General features: G+C 72.5%; 1 protein-coding gene and 1 pseudogene. Both read right to left on the bottom strand.

Translation table 11 applies throughout. From position 1 onward, the window contains the following. Positions 1-299: 299 nt before the first annotated feature. Positions 300-1,751: a family 14 glycosylhydrolase gene (locus tag VN520_RS08325; RefSeq protein WP_325746207.1), complete on the bottom strand. Its 1,452-nt coding sequence runs from the start codon at positions 1,749-1,751 to the stop codon at positions 300-302. A 216-nt stretch (positions 1,752-1,967) separates the two neighbouring features. After that, positions 1,968-2,388, bottom strand: a pseudogene (locus VN520_RS08320) (phosphoserine transaminase); the annotation flags it as partial.

Genomic DNA, 2,388 nt, shown 5'->3' with positions numbered 1-2,388 from the left:
GTCGATCGGCAGCTCGAAGCGCTCGCCCTCCTCGCCGGGCTCGGCGCCGTCGAGGGCGAGCACCAGGCTCTTGCCGTCGTCGGTGAGCGCCACCAGCCGCAGCGAACGCATGGGCGGCCTCCTGGGGATGGGTGCTCGGGTCGGGACGGCGGGCGGACCGGCCCCGGGATGGGGGAGTCCGCTGCCGAGGCTATCGGCGCGCGCGGGAGCGTGTCGGCAGGCTCGCCCGGCGTGGCGCGGCGGCCCCCTGCAGGGTCCCGTGGCGAGCTCGCGAGTGGCGGGGGGCAGGGGGTCCTTCCTCAGATGTCGGGGTCGTAGGTCTCGATGAGCTGCGCGTACCGGTGCGCCCCGATGCCCTCGGCGACGTCACCCATGCGGAGCACGGTCAGGCCGAGGTAGCCCCACGTGGTGAAGGCCTCCTCGATGTTGTCCCAGCCCTCCTCGGTGTGGACCCCGCCGGCCAGCGCGTTCTCGCCCTTGAGTTCGACGCCGGCCCGGTGGGCGTAGTCGCCGACCCACCCGACGAGCGTCTGGGCCAGCGAGTACGCGGGCTCCCCGGGATCGTCGTCCATCTCCAGCGCGGTGAAGTGCATGACGACCTCGCGTGGCCCGCCGTCGAACCGGTTGGCGAGCTCGACCACCCGCTGGTAGCCGTGCCCGGTCGCCCACGAGTCGAGGTCGACGCTGGTCTGGACGAGGCCGGTGGTCACCTCGGCGGCCCGCGGGTGCGCGGGGTCGGTCATCGACCAGTGGATGCCCGGCACCTTGTAGCCGATGTCGGCGGCTGGGAAGTCCTCGCCCAGGGTGTCGATGACCGTCCACAGCACCCGCTCGCCGTGCTCGACCAGCGAGCCGTTGTACCAGTCGACGAGGTCGCGGCCGTACTGGGTGTCGAGGTGGTCGAGCCCGGCGAAGAAGGCGTCGGCATCCTCGGGTGGAGCGATCTCGTCCAGGGACGCGTGGTCGGTGCCCCAGGCGGCGTCGATCCGGTCGAGGGAGCCGTACCGGTGCAGCATCTCGCTCTGGAAGTCCCGGACCGCCAGCGGGGAGTACGCCTGCAGCGCGCCCCGGGTCGGGTAGCCGGTGCCCTCGTCGTGCTGGTTGTACGAGGGGTAGCGCAGCTCGCCGGACGGGCCGAGCGAGACGTTGACCTCCACGACGTCCTCGGCGTAGCGGTCGCCGTACTGCTCCGTGAACGCCCCGGTGAAGTCGCGGTACTCCTCCATCACCGCCTCGTCGGCCCAGCCCTGCACGCTCTCGGCGCTGGTGTTGCCCTGCTCGCTGCGGTGCTGCAGCCCCGTGGGGCCGAGCTCGACGCCGCGGTGCGAGCGCCCGGCGTACTTCTCCCACAGCCACGACGGCAGCAGGCTGGTGTAGTCGTCGCCGACGTTCCCGCCGGCCTGGTGGAAGGACAGGATCGGCGCGATGTCCAGGCCGTGGGACGTGATCGTCTCGAAGACGCGGTCGTAGTAGGCCCAGTCGAAGCGGTTGTCCGCCGCTCCCTCGACGTCGCCCCACCACACGTCGACGCTCACCGCTCCCACGCCGTAGGCGGCAACGGACCGGAGGTCGGCCTCGAAGTCCGCCCAGTCGGTGACGTGGAGCGGCGCCATGACGTTGGCGGTGAACTCCGGGTGGTCCAGCGCGACCGGCCCGGGGGGTGCCGGGCCGTCCGCGGGCACGGCCTGGGCGGTGCCGGTGCCGGTCAGCACCAACCCGAGGACGGCGAGGGCGGTGGTGACGGGTCTCACACCACCGATGCTGACAGCTCGTCAGCGGGCCTCCACCGCCCGTGCCGGAACGGTCCGACACCGGGCGGCGTGTCGCCGTCGACACGCGGCGGTCCCGTCCCGTGGCCTCCTGGTGTGCCCTGGACGTGCGCAGGGCCCGGGGAGGGGCCCTTCCACCGAGCCGGCGAAGGGTGGGCAGGACGGGCTCCTCCCCGGTGGGGGCAGGGAGGTCCGCTCTCAGAGCTTCCCGACGACGAAGTCGATGCAGGCGGTCAGCGCGCTGACGTCGTCCGGCTCGACGGCGGGGAACATGCCGACCCGCAGCTGGTTGCGACCGAGCTTGCGGTAGGGCTCGACGTCCACGACGCCGTTGGCGCGCAGCACCCTGGCGACCTCGGCGGCGTCCACCGACTCGTCGAAGTCGACCGTGCCCACCACGTAGGAGCGCTGGTCGCGGTCGGTGACGAACGGCGTGGCGTAGGACGACTTCTCGGCCCAGCCGTAGAGCCGGCTCGATGAGTCCTGGGTGCGCGCGACGGCGCCGGTGAGCCCGCCGAGGGACAGCAGCCAGCGGATCTGGTCGGCCAGCAGGAACAGCGTGGCGACGGCCGGGGTGTTGTAGGTCTGGTCCTTGGCCGAGTTGTCGACGGCGATGGAC

Source organism: Streptomyces sp. (assembly GCF_035563135.1).
In the GTDB taxonomy this organism is placed as follows: domain Bacteria; phylum Actinomycetota; class Actinomycetes; order Streptomycetales; family Streptomycetaceae; genus Streptomyces.
The sequence above is the reverse complement of the archived record's forward strand: the minus strand, read 5'-3'. Positions and strand labels throughout refer to the sequence as shown.